Here is a 16682-nt window from a genome sequence, read left to right on the forward strand (position 1 = left end):
TAGTTGGGGCGAAAGCCCCTGTGAGAGTAGGACGCTGCCAGGCAAATGAAAAGGCAACCTTAGATGGTTGTCTTTTTTTGTGCATCCAGAAAAGGCGGAATTAAAAAGGCAAATTTTCTTTTAGTTTGTATAAAGAGTTATTAAAGACAGATTGATGGTTTTCATGAAGAGAAATGTCTTTAAGGTTGTTTATTGAAGACAATATGAAGATGATCCAGGAGGAAGCTGTCCGCAAGCAGGGGTATTGAAGACAGTCTGATGGTTTTCATGAAGAGAAATGTCTTTAAGCCGGCTTATTGAAGACAATATAACAAAAATTCAAGAGACAATTGTCTTCAATCGGAAAGAATAATGACCAATTTGGAGTTGTCTTTTGAATGGCTAATTTTTGTTTATTGGCGATGGAGATGAAAGCCCATTTATTAGAAGAACCAATAAAAAAGGACACTCATGGCAAAGATGATGGCCCGTTTTACAGTAAATAAGATAAAAGCATCCTTCATATGACGATAATGGAACAAAAGAAATCGCCTATAGACATACACCCAAATCGATCCTGCAACATATGATAAATAGTATTAAAATGAAAATTCAAAATTGTATACAAATTAGGAATACCGGGAAGAATAGGTGTATGGAGGTGGAAGGATTTGAATTCATTTTTAGCACAACGTCACTTTGAAGAAACCTGCGTTATTTGTGAGATACAAAAACCAAAAGGCATACATCTATACACTTCATTTATCTGTACCGACTGTGAAAAAGATTTAATTCAAACCAATACAAGCGATCCAAAATATAAATACTTTCTCCAAAAACTAAAAAAAATCAATACGCCAGAAATATTTTCCTGAAACAAGTCCTCAAATAGGGCTTTATTTTTTTGCCATCCTCCGAAAAGCCCTGTCCCTAAAATACTCGCTATTCCTCCATATTTCATTTACAATAAATGAGACTCTTAGTAGGGAGTAATGAATATGGATAAACAAACGAAGGCCCCTTTGTTTGATGCATTAATGAAATATCGGGACAAAGGTCCGATATCTTTTCATGTCCCCGGACATAAAAATGGGCAAATTTTTCCCGAAAATGCCAAGGTATTCTTTCAGGAGCTGCTGCAACTGGATGCTACGGAATTGTCGGGGCTCGATGACTTGCATTCGCCTGAAGGGGCAATATTAGAGGCAGAGACATTGCTGGCAGAGCTATTCCATGCGCAAAAAAGCTATTTTCTTGTGAATGGATCAACCGTTGGCAACCTCGCCATGGTGATGGCTGCCGCCAATGAGGATGATACCGTTCTTGTCCAAAGAAATTGTCATAAATCGATTTTAAACGCCTTGCGATTAGCAAAAGTACGGCCGGTTTTTTTAGAGCCAGAATTTGACCCACAATGGAAAGTTGCCACTGGCGTCAGTCCGGAAACGGTAAAAGAAGCCATTCACCAATATCCTAATGCAAAGGCACTTGTTGTGACCTATCCCAATTATTACGGAATGGCATATTGCCTAGAAGAAATAATTAACCATGCTCATCGCTATCAGATCCCCGTATTAGTGGATGAAGCACATGGAGCACATTTTATCAGCGGAGAACCTTTCCCTATATCAGTCAGTCAATTAGGAGCAGATGTGACAGTACAATCTGCGCATAAAACACTCCCAGCCATGACTATGGGATCCTTTTTGCATGTTCATAGCGAACGGGTGGACAGGAATAGGCTAGAAGATTATTTACATATATTCCAATCAAGCAGCCCTTCTTATGCAATTATGGCATCACTCGATTTAGCCAGAAGCTACCTGGCTTCCTATAATGCAAAGGATTTAGTTTATTTACAGACAAAAATCAACCACTTTAAAGAACAATTGGCCGAAATTCCGCAAATTAAAGTGCTGGATTATCCGGATCAGCAGGGGGACCACTTAAAAGTAACCATTCAATCCCGGTGTGGAATATCTGGCTTCGAACTGCAAAGCAAATTGGAACAGGCAGCGATTTTTACAGAATTGGCCGATCCCTATAATGTTTTATTGGTTTTGCCATTATTAAAATCTGGACAAGAATATCCTTTTGATGAAGCAGCGGGAAACATCAAGACAGCATTAGCCGGCCTTCCGGTGCAAGAAATCATGGATAAATCTTGGTCCCCAAAAGAAAAAATAGCAGAACTGGCTATCGGCTACAAAGATATGCCCAACTTTCAGGAGTTGGAAATCCCGATCCATCAGGCGGGTGGACAGATCAGCGCGGAGACGGTCATCCCCTATCCGCCAGGGATTCCATTATTTTTAAAGGGAGAAACTATAACCAAGGATAAGCTCGAACACTTTCAGCGCTTAGTAGAATCTGGTGCCAGATTTCAGGGCGGCATCCAGCTAAGCGAAGGGAAGATTAAGGTATTTACAACAGCGTAAGAATGGAGCAATATGGAGGTTTTTACGAAATGAACAACGGAACATTCATTACATTTGAGGGACCCGATGGAGCCGGGAAATCCACGATTCTCAGCATGGTGGCGGCCCAATTTCCCAATGCCCTTGTCACAAGAGAACCAGGCGGCATTGATATAGCGGAACAAATCCGCCAAGTCATTTTAGCCAAGGAAAATATCAAAATGGATCCAAGAACCGAGGCGCTCCTTTATGCAGCGGCAAGAAGGCAGCATTTAGTGGAGAAGGTCAAACCAGCCCTGGAGGCGGGGCAGCTGGTCTTGTGCGACCGTTTTGTGGATAGCTCATTAGCCTATCAAGGATATGCGCGCGGTCTTGGGCTTAATGAGGTATTTTCGATCAATCAGTTTGCCATTGAACAGATGATGCCTGACTTAACCATCTATTTTGATATTGAGCCTGAAATAGGATTGATGCGGATTAATAAAAACAAAGGAAGGGAAGTCAATCGATTAGATTTAGAAAACCTCAGCTTCCACCAAAAGGTCAGGGAGGGTTACTTGCTGCTGCTGGACCGCTTCCCAGAACGAATCAAGCGGATTGACGCCTCCAAAACAATGGATGAAGTATTCGTCGAAGCATTAAAGCTTGTTGATAGGAAAGTTTCGGAAAAAAAGCAAAGATGATAAGTTTTTTTCGTGCATGAGTCAGCAATTAATGCTCATGCTTTTTTTTTGCCAAAAAAACCTGATATAAATATTGCCAGTCTTCCTATTATTGCGAATGAATGACAGAGAGGAACCTGTTATAATATAGTTAAGGGATACTAGATTTAGAAAAAATAGAGGAGAGGTGGATATGATGAAACTAATTATCGCAGTTGTTCAAGACCAGGACAGCAATCGTTTATCCAAGGCATTGGTAGAAAATAATTTTAGGGCTACCAAACTGGCCACAACAGGCGGGTTTTTAAAATCAGGAAATACCACTTTTATGATTGGTACAGAGGACATCCGTGTTGACCGTGCTCTTAAGATTATAAAAGATAATTGCAGTGCCAGGGAACAGCTGGTTTCGCCAATCTCACCAATGGGCGGCAATGCCGACTCCTATGTTCCGTATCCTGTAGAAGTGGAAGTGGGCGGAGCTACTGTATTTGTACTGCCTATTGAACAGTTTCAGCATTTTTAATTTCTGTCGTGCGGACGGCACTAAAGAATAGTGAGTGTGATTTAGCTTGGTAAAAACATGGGATCAACTGGATGAGCTGCAGCCAGCCGTATTAAGGATGATGAAAAACAGCCTGGTCAAAAATCGAGTGGCCCATGCCTATCTGTTTGAGGGCATGAGAGGGACAGGAAAAAAGGACATCGGTTTTCTATTTACAAAGGCCTTATTTTGTGAATCTTTAATAGATGGCTACAAACCATGTGAAACCTGTTATCAATGCCGCCGAATTAACAATGGAAATCATCCTGATGTCCATCTGGTTGAACCGGATGGACTCTCGATTAAAGTCGATCAAATTCGCGAGCTGCAAGCAGAGTTTTCCAAAAAAGGGGTAGAATCCTTGAAAAAGGTTTATCTGCTTGTTCACGCCGATAAAATGAGCGTCAGTGCTTCTAATAGTTTGCTAAAGTTTTTAGAAGAGCCAGGGCCGGGAACGACAGCGTTCCTTTTGACAGAACAGCCGCAGCAAATTTTGCCGACCATCCTGTCAAGATGCCAGGTATTGACCTTTCAGCCGCTATCGCCGCAAGTGTTAATAAAACAGCTCGAAGGAAACGGTGTGAACCCAGAAAAAGCACCGCTCTTGGCCCAATTGACGAACAGCTTGGATGAGGCGCTTGAGTTAAATGTCGATGAATGGTTTGCACAAGCCCAAAAAATAGTGGTAAAATTATTTGAGGTGTTGAAAAAAGGTCATTTAGAAGCGCTTGTTTCACTGCAAAATGACTGGTTTCCCCACTTCAAAGAAAAAGAACAGCTTCAACGAGGTTTAGACTTATTACTTCTTTTCTTTAAGGATTTACTATATATACAATTAGATAAGCAGGAGCAAATTGTGTTCAGAGGAGAAATCAGTCGGTTGCAGCAATTTGCCTTGCAGACATCAGGGCGCCGCTTATCAAATCAGATGTCCGCTATTCTTGACGCCAAGAAGAAGCTTTCAGCGAACATGAATCCTCAGCTGATGATGGAACAGCTTGTGTTAAAATTGCAGGAGGGATCTTCTTTTGTATGATGTTGTAGGAGTACGCTTTAAAAAAGCGGGAAAAATTTATTATTTCGATCCTGGAGACCTGCCAATTCAGAAAGATGATTTCGTGATAGTGGAAACAGTCCGCGGAGTCGAGTATGGCAGGGCCGTCATCGCCCGCAAACAGGTTGAGGAGCATGATGTTGTACTGCCATTGAAAAAGGTAGTAAGAATTGCAGATCATAAGGATCGCATGATTGTAGAGGAAAATAAGCACGCCGCTAAGGAAGCTTATGACGTATGCAATGAAAAAGTCATTGAGCATCAACTGGATATGAAACTGGTAGATGTTGAATATACATTTGACCGCAATAAAATCATTTTTTACTTTACTGCTGATGGAAGAGTTGACTTCCGTGAACTTGTAAAGGACCTGGCAGCGATTTTCCGCACCCGAATTGAATTGCGACAAATCGGGGTCCGTGATGAGGCAAAAATGCTTGGCGGAATTGGACCCTGTGGAAGGATGCTATGCTGCTCCACTTTTTTAGGAGACTTTGACCCAGTATCCATTAAGATGGCAAAGGACCAAAACTTATCATTGAATCCAACCAAAATTTCTGGCTTGTGCGGCAGGCTGATGTGCTGTTTAAAATATGAAAATGATGAATATGAAACAGCAAAGGAACAGCTTCCGGACTTGGGTGAGAGAATTGGAACGCCCCATGGCGTCGGAAAAGTGGTAGGATTAAATATACTCGAACGTGTGCTCCAGGTGGAGCTGTTGGACCAGGAAAGAGTCCTGGAGTATACATTGGATGAAATTAAAGAAGGTGCCTTTTCAATACAATCCACAGATTAATGAGGTGGAAGAAGTGGATAAAAAAGAAATATTTGAATCAGTAAGTAATATGGAAACACAAATTGGCCATCTTTACCAGCAGCTGGGGGAATTAAAGGAGCATTTAGCCGAAATACTAGAAGAGAACCATGCGCTAAAGCTTGAGAATGAACATTTAAGGCGCCGTTTAAATGTCACTCAGGATTTAAAGATAAAGGAAGCTTATTTAAAAAAGCGGGAAGCGGAGAGCCAGAATCCTAGTGCCAAGCCTTTTGATGTAGGCGAGGGCTATGATAATCTTGCCCGGCTTTACCAGGAGGGGTTTCATATATGCAACCTCCATTTTGGCAGTTTACGTAAGGAAGGCGACTGTTTGTTCTGCCTTTCCTTTCTCAATAAGAAGTAATCTTAGGAGAGGCTGAAGTAAATCAGCCTCTATTTTCATACATACTCCAAAAGGATTTGATTGAAAGTGGTACAGTTAAAGGAAGATGAACGCCTTGATTATTTGCTGGCGGAAAATTTGCGCATTATCCAGAGCCCGTCGGTGTTTGCCTTTTCCCTTGATGCTGTTCTGCTGGCTAAGTTTGTTTATGTGCCCATCCAAAGAGGGAATCTCATTGACCTATGCAGCGGAAATGGCGTGATCCCCTTATTTTTAAGTGCCAGGACAAAAGGGACAATTGTCGGGGTAGAAATACAGGAGCGATTGTTTGATATGGCAGTTAGAAGCATTGAATACAATAGCCTGCAGGATCGCTTAAAGATGGTTCACGGGGATATTAAGGAGATGCCCAAGCAGTTAGGCTATGGAAAATTCGATGTGGTCACGTGTAACCCGCCTTATTTTACGACACCGCCAGAAGGGACAAAAAATCCAAACGAACATTTGGCTATTGCGCGTCATGAAATTCTTTGCACACTGGAAGATGCGATAAAGGCATCCAGCGATCTGGCCAAACAGGGCGGGAAGGTAGCATTTGTCCACCGGCCAGGGAGATTGCTGGATATCATTACCTTGATGCGGAAGTATCGGCTTGAGCCCAAGCGGGTCCAATTTGTGTACCCGAAAAAGGGCAAGGAAGCGAATGCTTTATTAGTGGAAGCGATTAAGGATGGAAGTCCAGACTTAAAAATTCTCCCGCCGCTTGTTGTCTATGAGGACAATGATGAATATACAAAAGAGATACGAGAGATTTTATATGGAGAATGAAGAACACTTTTTTTATGTGCTTACTTGTAAAGACGGCAGCTTATACGGCGGATATACGAATAATTTAGAGCGCCGCATCCGGCTGCATAATGAAGGCAAAGGCGCCAAATACACAAGAGGGCGCGGACCGGTCACGTTAACGTTTTACCAGCGTTATGAACAAAAAACTGAGGCTATGAAAGCGGAGTATCAGTTTAAGAGGCTGACCCGCAAGAAAAAGCTGGAGTTTTTAGAGAAGGAATCGGGTGATAATGATGCAGCAGCAGAAAAGCTTTGATCAAGAAGAGGGGAAAGGAATTTTATATCTCGTTCCCACCCCAATCGGCAATTTGGAGGATATGACGTTTCGGGCTATCAACATATTGAAGCAGGCAGCCTTAATAGCGGCAGAGGATACGAGAAACACAAGGAAACTGCTGAATTACTTTGAAATTGATACGCCAGTAGTCAGCTATCATGAGCATAATAAAGAGTCCAGCGGTGTGAAACTTATCGAAAAATTAAAGGAAGGGGAGCATATCGCATTGGTGAGTGATGCCGGTATGCCCGCTATTTCAGATCCGGGCTATGAGCTTGTCGTTCAGGCGGTTGATGAGGGTTTGACGGTTGTGCCGCTGCCTGGTGCAAATGCGGCTCTTACGGCTTTAATCGCATCAGGGCTCGCCTGTCAGCCGTTTTACTTTTATGGATTTCTCAACCGCAGCAGGAAGGAAAAACGGCACGAATTAGAAGCTTTAAAACGACAGGAAGCCACGTTGATTTTTTATGAATCACCGCACCGGCTAAAGGAAACTCTGACACAGATGCTGGAGATGCTGGGACCAAGACAAATCGTGGTTTGTCGAGAGCTGACGAAGCGATTTGAAGAGTTTATTAGAGGAAGTCTTGAGGAAGTTCTAGAATGGGCGGACCAAGGTGAAATCCGCGGGGAATTTGTTCTAATAATCGAGGGTTCCAAAGAGCAGGTTGAGCAGGAAATAGCCTGGTGGGACAATCTGACCATTGAGGAACATGTAAACCACTATATCTCTGTAAAAAATCTGTCCTCTAAGGATGCAATCAAGCAGACGGCAAAAGACCGGGGCTTGAACAAACGAGATGTGTATCAGACATATCATGTGGATTAGGATGATAAAAAGGCTCCAGTTAACTGGAGCCTTTCTTTAAGGATCTTACTTTGCAACGAACTGGCTTTGGATTTCTTTTAATAGAATTTCTGCACCTTCACGGCTTAAAATTAATTTGCCGCCAGCAAGAGTCAAGTTATCATCAGATACTTCGCCAGTGATAGCGCAAGTCATGTTTGGCTTATATTTTTTTAAGATGATGCGATCATCGTCAACATAAATTTCAAGTGCATCCTTTTCAGCAATTCCAAGTGTACGTCTTAATTCGATAGGAATCACCACGCGGCCTAATTCATCAACTTTACGGACAATACCAGTAGATTTCATTTTATTAGCTCCTCTCACTATTAAACCATGTTTTTCTAATATCTATATTCGCCATTATTCGACAAATTTTATATGATTATAATACCAGCCATTCCCATATTCGTCAATTATTTTATTTTGAAATATTAGGGAAAAAATTAATTTGTGTCCAATTTGTTGATTTTTCAAGGTTTGATTTCTATCTATTTACAAATATTAGGTTTATAATATTATTGTTATGCCAATAGAGAAATAATAGAAAGTAATATTTTTCGACAAAATCCAACAAAACTATAAAACTCGCACGAAAAATAGTTCGAATGAATCACTATTTTTATGACTGTTTTCCTAAAAAATTTAATCTTTGAGTTTCCTTTATCTCAGTTGGAGCCCTCTACAAGGAAGGCTTCGGCAGCATTGGCATCGCACGAACAAAAAGTGTAAGCTTTTTGGAGGAGGCCATACGGCGCTGACCAGGGCACTTCCGCTTTTCTTTCCAGTAATGTCTAGCTCCAGTGCCCTAGCGCCTAGTGTCCTTCGGTCTCCGCCCTGCGATAAGTCAACATCGATTCGCCTTCGGCTCATCGTGTTTCCTTTATCTCAGTTGGAGCCCTCCAGGCCATACGGCGCTGACCAGGGCACTTCCGCTTTTCTAGTTTTGTTGCACATTTAGTTGTTTTTCGGTATATTTTTGATGATATAGAAGGGAAAAAAACAGGCAATAATAATAGATGGATTGCTATCCTTGAGGAGGGATATTATGGAGAGAAAAACGTTTTATTTGACCACTCCGATTTATTATCCTAGTGGAAATTTACATATTGGCCATGCCTATACTACGGTTGCCGGCGATGCCATGGCACGTTATAAGCGGATGCGCGGCTATGATGTGATGTACTTAACAGGAACAGATGAGCATGGACAAAAGATCCAGCGGAAGGCTGAAGAAAAGGGAATTACGCCCCAGGCCTATGTTGACGGAATGGTGGAAGATATTAAAGAGCTTTGGAAAAAGCTTGATATCTCTTACGACGATTTTATCAGGACCACCCAAGACCGTCATAAACAGGTGGTTGAAAAGATTTTTGCCCGTCTGCTGGAGCAGGGGGATATCTATCTTGACCAATATGAGGGCTGGTATTGTACACCATGTGAATCCTTCTATACTGACCGTCAATTAGTAGAAGGAAATTGCCCAGATTGCGGACGGCCAGTGGAAAAAGTGAAAGAGGAATCTTACTTTTTCAAAATGAGCAAGTATGTGGACCGCCTGTTGGCTTATTATGAAGAAAATCCTGAGTTTATTCAGCCGGAATCCCGCAAAAATGAAATGATCAATAATTTCATTAAGCCGGGATTGGAGGACTTGGCCGTTTCCCGGACAACCTTTGACTGGGGAATTAAGGTGCCGGGTGATCCAAAACACGTGATATATGTGTGGATTGATGCATTATCTAACTATATTACTGCCCTGGGCTACGGGACGGAAGATGATTCGAAATACCAAAAGTACTGGCCGGCTGATGTCCACCTTGTCGGAAAGGAAATTGTCCGGTTCCATACCATTTATTGGCCAATTATGTTAATGGCTCTTGACCTTCCGCTGCCAAAGAAAGTCTTTGCCCATGGCTGGCTGTTGATGAAGGACGGCAAAATGTCCAAGTCAAAAGGGAATGTAGTAGACCCGGTGACATTGATTGACCGGTACGGACTGGATGCGCTCCGCTACTATTTATTAAGAGAAGTGCCGTTTGGAGCGGATGGAGTGTTTACTCCAGAAGGCTTTGTTGAAAGAATCAACTTTGACTTAGCGAACGACCTTGGCAATCTGTTAAACCGTACAGTAGCCATGATAGAGAGATATTTTAATGGGATGATTCCTGACTACACGGATTCCAATGGGGAATTTGACCAAGCATTGCTTCAAGTCAATCAAGATACCGTGGAACAATATGAAGAAGCGATGGAAAAAATGGAGTTCTCGGTTGCATTAACCAATGTATGGCAGCTCGTCAGCCGCACGAACAAATACATTGATGAGACCCAGCCATGGACATTAGCGAAGGATGAGGAAAAAAGCGGGCAATTGGCAAGTGTCATGGTTCACTTGGCCGAAAGCTTGCGCAGAATTGCCATCCTCTTGCAGCCGTTTTTAACAAAGACGCCTGAAGGAATTTTTAAACAACTGGGGATTGCCGATCAAAAGCTGAAATCATGGGAAAGCTTAGCAGGCTTCGGTTTCATTCCAAGCGGAACAAAAGTGGAAAAAGATGCTCCGTTATTCCCAAGACTTGAGGTGAATGACGAAGTGGAATACATTAAAGCCAAAATGCAGGGCGGCGCTCCTGCAGCAGAAAAACAAGAGGTGAAGCAGGAGGAAAAGCCTGAAGAACTTCCAGAGATTGCAATTGATGAGTTTATGAAAATTGATTTGCGTGTCGCAGAGGTCATCGAGGCAGAGCCTGTTAAAAAGGCGGATAAACTCCTCAAACTTCAGCTTGATTTAGGCTTTGAGAAGCGTCAAGTTGTTTCAGGCATCGCCCAATATTACAAGCCTGAAGAGCTGGTTGGACGTAAAGTGATTTGTATTACCAATCTAAAACCAGTGAAGCTTCGCGGTGAACTGTCCCAAGGAATGATTCTTGCCGGTTCGAAGGATGGCAAACTATCTGTCGCAACCGTCGATCAATCACTGCCAAATGGCTCTAAAGTAAAATAATTAAACTAGCTCCAACGCCTCCAATGGTGCTGGAGCTTTTCTCTATTACGTTTCAGCAAATTTCTTGGAAAATGTTTCACGTGTAACATTTTTCGATTATTTTTTTGTTTTAGAAGCTAGGATTAAGGTTTTTGTTGAAAAGTATGTAATCATTTTTTAATGAAATGGTAAACAATCGAAGCGTGTCATAATATTGGTCATGCTACTGTAACAATTTCGGAATAAATACTAAAAAAGGGGACTTTTTGTATGCTATTTGATACCCATGCCCATTTAAATGACGAACAATACAAGGAAGATTTGCAAGAAGTGATAGAAAGGATGCAGGAGCAGGGGGTTTCCAATGTGGTGGTAGTAGGGTTTGACCAGCCTACGATTAAGAGAGCAATGGAGCTGGCGGAACAGTATGAGTTTATCTATGCCTGCGTCGGCTGGCACCCGGTGGATGCAATTGACATGACCGATGAGGATTTGCGATGGATTGAGCGATTGGCTGCCCATCCCAAAGTAGTGGCTCTTGGCGAGATGGGGCTGGATTACCATTGGGATAAGTCACCGAAGGACATCCAAAAAGAAGTGTTTCGCAAGCAAATCAGGCTGGCCAAAAAAGTGAAGCTCCCCATTGTGATTCATAACCGTGAAGCAACCGCAGATGTAGTGGAAATTTTAAAGCAGGAAGGCGCAGAGGAAGTGGGAGGGATTATGCATTGCTTCAGCGGCAGCCCCGAAACAGCGAAGGAATGCATTGATATGAACTTCTATATTTCTCTTGGCGGCCCAGTTACCTTTAAAAATGCAAAAAAACCAAAAGAAGTGGCAGCAGACGTCCCTTTGGACAAACTATTGATTGAAACAGACTGCCCTTACTTGGCCCCCCATCCTTACCGCGGAAAACGAAATGAACCGGCTTATGTGAAGCTGGTGGCTGAACAAATTGCCGAAATAAAGGGGCTGACCTATGAGGAGGTAGCCGAGGCTACGACACAAAATGCTAAAAAATTTTTCGGCATAATCTGATACAGGATTTTGTCGAAAGGATAGGAAGCTTGTCCTAATTTTTTCTAAAAACAAAAAGTTCTACATGTCTCCTTTTCTTCATAGGATGACCATGTCGAGAAGTTTTCCTTTGCAATGATTCCAGTATTATGCATAATTAGTAATACATTCGCAGGATAGGCAAAGGCTGGCAGCCGACAGCATGGTTTTTCTAAATCTCTCCAAGAAAAGGAGGCGTTTTTCATCGTATTCAAACACATGAAAAACCTGCTTCAGTCTTTAAATGGAAGGAGCTTAACCATTGTTTTTGCTAGTTTCATAGTAATGCTGACTACTCTGGGGATTTTATTTTATGAGGACTCAAAGAAGACGGTAGCCGTTACTTTGAATGACGAGGAAATGGTTATAAAAACACATGCAGATACGATAAAGGAGTTGTTGGAAGAAGAACTGGACGTATCTCTCCAATCAAAAGACTACGTGTATCCAAAAGCCGCTTCGAAGGTGAAGGACGATCTTCAAGTCGTATGGATGCAGGCAAAGCAGGTTACCATTGTCAAGGACAACGAGAAAAAAACGATCTGGACAACAGCCGGAACGGTGGCTGAAGCATTAAAAGAGCAGAAGATCACACTAAGTGACCACGATAAAGTCTCACCAAAACCGCAAACGGCCCTTCAACCTAAAATGGCCATAAATGTGAAAAAGGCTTATCACCTTACTTTGATTGACGGCGGAAAAGAGCAAGAAGTCTGGTCCCCTTCGACTACGGTCGCTGACTTTTTAACACAACAGGGCATTAAACTAAATCAATTAGACCGAGTTGAACCGCCATTAACTGAATCCATCACCAAGAATGGTGTTGTAAACGTCATTCGCGTAGAAAAAGTCACCGATGTAGTGGAAGAACCCGTGGAATTCGCTGTTATTACCAAAAAGGATGAAAGCCTGGAAAAAGGAACACAAAAGACGGTAACTCCAGGTAAAACAGGGCGTATATCGAGACAATATGAGGTTACATTAGAAAACGGTCAAGAGGTAGAGAGAAAATTAATGAGTGAGCAAATGGTTGCGGCAAAACAAGACCGAGTTGTGGCTGTGGGAACAAAGGATTTAGCCTCACAGGTTTCCCGCGGGACAGCGCCAACAGGCACGGAGCTTTACGTATCAGCGACGGCCTATACCGCCAATTGCAATGGATGTTCTGGAAGAACAGCAACTGGACTCAACCTGAGGGCCAATCCGAATATGAAAGTGATCGCTGTTGACCCTAGTGTCATCCCGCTCGGAAGCAAAGTCTTTGTCGAGGGCTATGGCTATGCAGTGGCTGCTGATACAGGAGGAGCAATCAAAGGGTATAAGATTGATGTTTTTGTGCCGTCAAATGCTGAAGCCTATCGCTGGGGACGAAGAAATGTAAAAATTACTATACTGCAGTAATTGACGTTTGATGCAGAGGACCGCCTCTGCATTTTGTTTTTTTTTTGTTGGTTTTCATTTTGGGCATAAATCCAACTTCGCCCTAAGGGACTCGCTAATCGGCGAGTTTTCATTTATACTAAACAACGAAATGAAAGTTCCTCACTTTGTTTATACTTTACTATATGAGGAATTTTAATAATATAGACGATGGACATTACAGAAATGTTTCAGTTTTTTTCATTTTCATTTTAATTTTTAAATTTCTAGTACTATCCGCATCAGGCAAGGTACTCTTTAGGTGGAGGAAATATGAAGATAAAAGAGTTTATTGTGGTGGAGGGTAAGGATGATACAACGGCCATTCGTCGGGCTGTCGATGCCGATACCATTGAAACCAACGGATCTGCCGTCAATCAGGCAACCATTGAAAAAATAAAACGGGCTCAAGCGACAAGAGGGGTCATTATTTTTACGGATCCGGACTATCCGGGGGAAAAAATCCGAAAAACCATTGCTCAAAGTGTGCCAGGATGTAAGCATGCCTTTTTGACCAAAGAAAAGGCCTTAGCTAAAAGAAAACGAGGCATTGGGGTGGAGCATGCCAGTCCCGAGGATATCAGGGAAGCTTTGAAGGATGCTCAGACCATGCAGGAAGGCTTGGCAGAGGAAATCACGCAGGAAGATTTAGTGACAGCGGGGCTGATTGGCGGATCAGGTGCCAAGGAGCGCAGAATCAAGATGGGGGAGCTTTTAAAAATAGGCTATACCAATGGAAAACAACTGCACAAACGATTAATGATGTTTCAAATCAGCAAACAGGAATTTGCCGCAGCACTGGCTATAGTCCTCAAGGAGGAACAGAATGGATAAAGACATTGCAACCCCTGTGAGAACACGGGCGATTTTAGAAAAATACGGGTTCTCATTTAAAAAGAGCCTAGGCCAGAACTTTTTAATTGATACCAATATATTAAAAAAAATAGTCAGCTTCGCGGACTTGACGGAAGAATCGGGAGCCATTGAAATTGGGCCAGGGATTGGGGCGTTGACTGAACAGCTTGCCCGGTCCGCAAAAAAGGTTGTGGCCTTCGAAATTGACCAGCGGCTATTGCCGATTTTAAACGATACCCTGTCTCCCTATCCGAATGTAAAAATCATTCACCAGGATGTGCTGAAGGCGGACGTCCAGTCTGTCATGGAGGAAGAATTTAGCGGCACTGCGGAGGTCATGGTCGTGGCGAATTTGCCGTATTATGTGACAACGCCGATTATTATGAAGCTGCTGGAAGACCATTTGCCGATACGCGGCATTGTTTGTATGCTGCAAAAAGAAGTGGCCGACCGGATTTCAGCCAAGCCAGGGACAAAGGATTACGGGTCGCTTTCCATTGCGATTCAATATTATACCGAGGCAGAAACGGTCATGATTGTGCCCAAAACGGTATTTGTTCCGCAGCCGAACGTCGACTCTGCCGTCATCAGGCTGATCAAGCGGGACAAGCCGGCCGTCAGTGTGAAGGATGAGCGCTTTTTTTTCCAAGTAACAAAGGCAAGCTTCGCACAAAGGAGAAAAACCCTATTAAATAATTTAACGAGCCAGCTTCCAGACGGAAAACAAAAGAAGGAGGAAATCCTCGCGGCCCTGTCGCTCAGTCAAATTGAGCCTTCCAGAAGAGGAGAAACCCTTTCCCTGGAGGAATTTGCCCGGTTAAGTGACGCGCTATATCCTTATTTCCAATAGACCTATAATGGGTCTATTTTTTATTAGATAAAGTATAAAAGTTTTAAACTTGGAAAATTGTCTAGCTCCAGTGCCCCTCGGTCTCCGCCCTCCGATAAGTCAACATCGATTCGCCTCCGGCTCATCGTGTTTCCTTTATCTCAGTTGGAGCCCTCCATGGCATACGGCGCTGCCCAGGGCGCTTCCGCTTTTCTTATAGTTCCATAGGCTTGAATTGCAAAGATGCCTGCGTTTTTTATCACACCCCTATTTATAAGTGCATAGCCTATCAAAGAAACTTTATTTTGCGGGTCTAATTGGAGTGACGGCAGTGACGATTAAAATAAATGATATTGTCGGCAGACGTTCTTACAATTGCGATATTTTATTTCGAGTGATTGATTTTCAAAAAATAAATGGAAAAAATTATGCGATTCTATATGGGGAAGATTTTCGCCTTGCGGCAGATGCGCCGTATGAAGATCTGGTTATCATCGATCCCTTGCAGAGGGCAAAGTTTTCTGAAGAGTATCGGACACTTGAAGAACAATCGCTTAAGCTGTTTACCCAAGATGTGAACCTATTGAGGGAAAAGCAGGAGTATGAGGCTACGGGCGGCTATGCCATGCAAAGCAACTACTTTCAAATGCCAGGCAAGGTCCTGCATCTGGATGGGGATCCGGCCTACCTAAAAAAATGCTTGGCGCTTTATGAGAAAATTGGTGTCCCTGTCTTAGGGATCCATTGCAATGAAAAGGAAATGCCGATAAAAATCGGGGGGCTGATTGATTACTACCGTCCTGATATCTTGGTTATCACCGGGCATGATGCCTATTCGAAGGCGAAAGGAAAATTTTCTGACCCTAATGCTTACCGGCATTCCAAGCATTTTGCCATGACAGTAAGGGAGGCACGGAGGAAAGTACCGCACCTTGATCAATTAGTGATATTTGCTGGTGCCTGCCAGTCCCATTTTGAATCACTGATCCATGCAGGGGCCAATTTTGCCAGTTCGCCGGCAAGGATCAATATTCATGCCCTTGATCCTGTATATATTGTAGCCAAAATAAGCTTCACACCGTTTATGGAGCGGATTAATGTGTGGGAGGTGCTGCGTAATACCTTAACAGGCGAAAAGGGAATAGGCGGCATTGATACAAGGGGTGTCTTAAGAACAGGAATGCCCTATCAGCAGCTAAAGGATGAATAAGAATGCAGTACCGACAGGCGCCCTTTGGGCGCCGTAACTTATCAGAATTTTATTGTCCTATTAAATCATTCTTATTTTTTTAATGTACATAATTATTTGATTTTCCGGCAACGATAGAAATGTTGAATTTTATCAAAAAAAATAGAATAAAAATGATTGACAATCTTTTTGTCGGACTGATATAATTTATATTTTTGTTTGACAGAACTATGTCAGTGTGTTATACTTTACATAGTGAGGTGGACCGAATGACAAAAACCTTAATGGATATTAAAAAGGCCCTAGACTCCAATTTGGGGAAAAGATTGTTATTGAAGGCGAACGGTGGACGCCGTAAAACGATTGAGCGTTCCGGTATCCTTGCGGAAACCTATCCTTCTGTTTTCGTGATTGAACTAGATCAAGACGAAAACGCTTTTGAACGTGTTTCTTATAGTTATGCGGATGTGTTGACAGAGACAGTTCAAATTACCTTCTATGAAGATGCAGCAGGAAATGTGGCTTTAAGCTAGAGTATATAAGCAGCGCGGCAGTA

Annotated in this window: 18 protein-coding genes; 17 read left to right on the plus strand and 1 reads right to left on the minus strand. The window is 42.7% G+C overall.

Going from position 1 to position 16682, the window contains the following annotated elements; all coding sequences use genetic code 11:
• Nucleotides 1-650: 650 nt before the first annotated feature.
• The 10 genes from NFS43_RS18670 (at nt 651) to rsmI (ending at nt 7774) form a co-directional block, all read left to right on the plus strand.
• A complete protein-coding gene (locus tag NFS43_RS18670) occupies nt 651-854 on the plus strand; it encodes a sigma factor G inhibitor Gin (RefSeq protein WP_251554291.1) in 204 nt (67 codons plus the stop codon).
• Between the two features lie 123 nt (nt 855-977).
• Nucleotides 978-2417: an aminotransferase class I/II-fold pyridoxal phosphate-dependent enzyme gene (locus NFS43_RS18675; protein WP_251554292.1), complete on the plus strand. Its 1440-nt coding sequence runs from the start codon at nt 978-980 to the stop codon at nt 2415-2417.
• A 29-nt stretch (nt 2418-2446) separates the two neighbouring features.
• On the plus strand, nt 2447-3079 hold the full coding sequence (gene tmk, locus NFS43_RS18680) for a dTMP kinase (RefSeq protein WP_251554293.1): 633 nt from the start codon (nt 2447-2449) through the stop codon (nt 3077-3079).
• 175 nt (nt 3080-3254) lie between these two features.
• Nucleotides 3255-3584, plus strand: a complete 330-nt coding sequence (locus NFS43_RS18685) for a cyclic-di-AMP receptor (RefSeq protein WP_251554341.1) — start codon at nt 3255-3257, stop codon at nt 3582-3584.
• A gap of 46 nt (nt 3585-3630) precedes the next feature.
• Entirely contained in the window at nt 3631-4638 is a 1008-nt protein-coding gene (gene holB, locus NFS43_RS18690; RefSeq protein WP_251554294.1) for a DNA polymerase III subunit delta', read from the plus strand.
• On the plus strand, nt 4631-5455 hold the full coding sequence (locus NFS43_RS18695) for a PSP1 domain-containing protein (RefSeq protein ID WP_251554295.1): 825 nt from the start codon (nt 4631-4633) through the stop codon (nt 5453-5455). The genes holB and NFS43_RS18695 overlap by 8 nt, the downstream gene beginning before the upstream one ends.
• 13 nt (nt 5456-5468) lie before the next feature.
• On the plus strand, nt 5469-5840 hold the full coding sequence (gene yabA, locus NFS43_RS18700; RefSeq protein ID WP_251554342.1) for a DNA replication initiation control protein YabA: 372 nt from the start codon (nt 5469-5471) through the stop codon (nt 5838-5840).
• Nucleotides 5841-5906: 66 nt separating this feature from the next.
• Entirely contained in the window at nt 5907-6647 is a 741-nt protein-coding gene (locus NFS43_RS18705) for a tRNA1(Val) (adenine(37)-N6)-methyltransferase (RefSeq protein WP_251554296.1), read from the plus strand.
• The gene (locus NFS43_RS18710) at nt 6637-6924 is read left to right on the plus strand and encodes a GIY-YIG nuclease family protein (RefSeq protein WP_251554297.1); all 288 of its coding nucleotides are present in this window, start codon (nt 6637-6639) and stop codon (nt 6922-6924) included. Before NFS43_RS18705 ends, NFS43_RS18710 begins: the two co-directional genes overlap by 11 nt.
• Nucleotides 6902-7774, plus strand: a complete 873-nt coding sequence (gene rsmI / locus NFS43_RS18715) for a 16S rRNA (cytidine(1402)-2'-O)-methyltransferase (protein WP_251554298.1) — start codon at nt 6902-6904, stop codon at nt 7772-7774. The genes NFS43_RS18710 and rsmI overlap by 23 nt, the downstream gene beginning before the upstream one ends.
• A 45-nt stretch (nt 7775-7819) precedes the next feature.
• Here the strand turns inward: rsmI and NFS43_RS18720 are convergent, their stop codons facing one another.
• Complete coding sequence (locus NFS43_RS18720; protein WP_251554299.1) at nt 7820-8101, minus strand: AbrB/MazE/SpoVT family DNA-binding domain-containing protein; 282 nt, start codon at nt 8099-8101, stop codon at nt 7820-7822.
• Nucleotides 8102-8840: 739 nt separating this feature from the next.
• Between NFS43_RS18720 and metG the strand changes: the two genes are divergently transcribed.
• The 7 genes from metG (at nt 8841) to veg (ending at nt 16659) form a co-directional block, all read left to right on the plus strand.
• Nucleotides 8841-10799, plus strand: a complete 1959-nt coding sequence (metG, locus tag NFS43_RS18725) for a methionine--tRNA ligase (RefSeq protein ID WP_251554300.1) — start codon at nt 8841-8843, stop codon at nt 10797-10799.
• A 249-nt stretch (nt 10800-11048) separates the two neighbouring features.
• The gene (locus NFS43_RS18730; RefSeq protein ID WP_251554301.1) at nt 11049-11816 is read left to right on the plus strand and encodes a TatD family hydrolase; all 768 of its coding nucleotides are present in this window, start codon (nt 11049-11051) and stop codon (nt 11814-11816) included.
• 237 nt (nt 11817-12053) lie between these two features.
• Nucleotides 12054-13235 (plus strand): G5 and 3D domain-containing protein, encoded by a 1182-nt coding sequence (locus NFS43_RS18735; protein WP_251554302.1) that lies wholly within the window; start codon nt 12054-12056, stop codon nt 13233-13235.
• A 291-nt stretch (nt 13236-13526) separates the two neighbouring features.
• Nucleotides 13527-14087: a ribonuclease M5 gene (gene rnmV / locus NFS43_RS18740; RefSeq protein ID WP_251554303.1), complete on the plus strand. Its 561-nt coding sequence runs from the start codon at nt 13527-13529 to the stop codon at nt 14085-14087.
• Nucleotides 14080-14958, plus strand: a complete 879-nt coding sequence (rsmA, locus tag NFS43_RS18745) for a 16S rRNA (adenine(1518)-N(6)/adenine(1519)-N(6))-dimethyltransferase RsmA (protein ID WP_251554304.1) — start codon at nt 14080-14082, stop codon at nt 14956-14958. The genes rnmV and rsmA overlap by 8 nt, the downstream gene beginning before the upstream one ends.
• A gap of 310 nt (nt 14959-15268) precedes the next feature.
• A complete protein-coding gene (yabG, locus tag NFS43_RS18750) occupies nt 15269-16147 on the plus strand; it encodes a sporulation peptidase YabG (protein WP_251554305.1) in 879 nt (292 codons plus the stop codon).
• Between the two features lie 248 nt (nt 16148-16395).
• Nucleotides 16396-16659 carry a biofilm formation stimulator Veg gene (gene veg, locus NFS43_RS18755; protein WP_251554306.1) on the plus strand — a complete coding sequence of 88 codons (264 nt, stop codon included), beginning with the start codon at nt 16396-16398 and terminating at the stop codon, nt 16657-16659.
• Nucleotides 16660-16682 lie beyond the last annotated feature (23 nt).

The organism is Neobacillus muris (assembly GCF_943193175.1).
In the GTDB taxonomy this organism is placed as follows: domain Bacteria; phylum Bacillota; class Bacilli; order Bacillales; family Cytobacillaceae; genus Neobacillus; species Neobacillus muris.

What these genes read in the sequence shown, in the direction of transcription:
- metG (WP_251554300.1), top strand. Translation starts at nt 8,841, where the DNA reads ATGGAGAGAAAAACGTTTTATTTGACCACTCCGATTTATTATCCTAGT.
- NFS43_RS18710 (WP_251554297.1), top strand. Translation starts at nt 6,637, where the DNA reads ATGGAGAATGAAGAACACTTTTTTTATGTGCTTACTTGTAAAGACGGC.
- NFS43_RS18720 (WP_251554299.1), bottom strand. Translation starts at nt 8,101, where the DNA reads ATGAAATCTACTGGTATTGTCCGTAAAGTTGATGAATTAGGCCGCGTG.
- veg (WP_251554306.1), top strand. Translation starts at nt 16,396, where the DNA reads ATGACAAAAACCTTAATGGATATTAAAAAGGCCCTAGACTCCAATTTG.
- NFS43_RS18735 (WP_251554302.1), top strand. Translation starts at nt 12,054, where the DNA reads ATGAAAAACCTGCTTCAGTCTTTAAATGGAAGGAGCTTAACCATTGTT.
- NFS43_RS18675 (WP_251554292.1), top strand. Translation starts at nt 978, where the DNA reads ATGGATAAACAAACGAAGGCCCCTTTGTTTGATGCATTAATGAAATAT.
- rnmV (WP_251554303.1), top strand. Translation starts at nt 13,527, where the DNA reads ATGAAGATAAAAGAGTTTATTGTGGTGGAGGGTAAGGATGATACAACG.
- NFS43_RS18730 (WP_251554301.1), top strand. Translation starts at nt 11,049, where the DNA reads ATGCTATTTGATACCCATGCCCATTTAAATGACGAACAATACAAGGAA.
- rsmI (WP_251554298.1), top strand. Translation starts at nt 6,902, where the DNA reads ATGCAGCAGCAGAAAAGCTTTGATCAAGAAGAGGGGAAAGGAATTTTA.
- rsmA (WP_251554304.1), top strand. Translation starts at nt 14,080, where the DNA reads ATGGATAAAGACATTGCAACCCCTGTGAGAACACGGGCGATTTTAGAA.
- tmk (WP_251554293.1), top strand. Translation starts at nt 2,447, where the DNA reads ATGAACAACGGAACATTCATTACATTTGAGGGACCCGATGGAGCCGGG.
- NFS43_RS18685 (WP_251554341.1), top strand. Translation starts at nt 3,255, where the DNA reads ATGAAACTAATTATCGCAGTTGTTCAAGACCAGGACAGCAATCGTTTA.